This window comes from Lysinibacillus sp. FW301-JW8 (genome assembly GCF_058788755.1).
This window is the reverse complement of record NZ_JBYTBB010000157.1, coordinates 1-605: the sequence shown is the minus strand read 5'-3', so window position 1 is coordinate 605 and position 605 is coordinate 1. Positions and strand designations below refer to the sequence as shown.

Here is a 605-nt window from a genome sequence, read left to right as displayed (position 1 = left end):
CCGCAACCGGTGAAAAGGGTAGCTATTCCAAAATCGGATGGCACGAAGAGATATTTAGGGATTCCTTGCGTAATCGACCGGGTAGTCCAACAAGCTATTCTACAAGTAATTGACCCAATCATTGATCCGCATTTTTCGAAGAATAGTTTCGGCTTTCGGAAAGGAAGAAACGCACATCAAGCAATCGAACTCGCCGAACAATACTATCAAGAAGGATATCGAACGGTGGTGGACTGTGATTTAAAAAGCTATTTTGATACAATCCATCACCAACGACTAAGAGCGTATCTAGAAGAATTCATTACAGATAAGATTGTCCTCAAACTCATTTGGAAATTCTTACGTTCAGGTATTCTTGATAAAGATATTTACGTTGAAACAACGGAGGGAGCTCCGCAAGGTGGTCCGCTGTCTCCTATTCTAGCAAATGTTTATTTAAATAAACTAGATAGAGAACTGGAAAAACGAGGACATCGTTTTATTCGATATGCGGATGACTTTGTGATATACGTGAAGACGCCTAGAGCGGGAGAACGTGTCATGGCAAGTGTGAAGAAATATATCGGAGAAGATTTAGGTCTAACGATTAATGAAAAGAAAAGTAA

1 protein-coding gene is annotated in these 605 nt (G+C 40.0%); it reads left to right on the top strand.

Translation table 11 applies throughout. From position 1 onward, the window contains the following. Nucleotides 1–605: reverse transcriptase domain-containing protein (locus AC3WOM_RS26705; RefSeq protein WP_492449223.1), on the top strand; the 605-nt coding region annotated here is incomplete at both ends.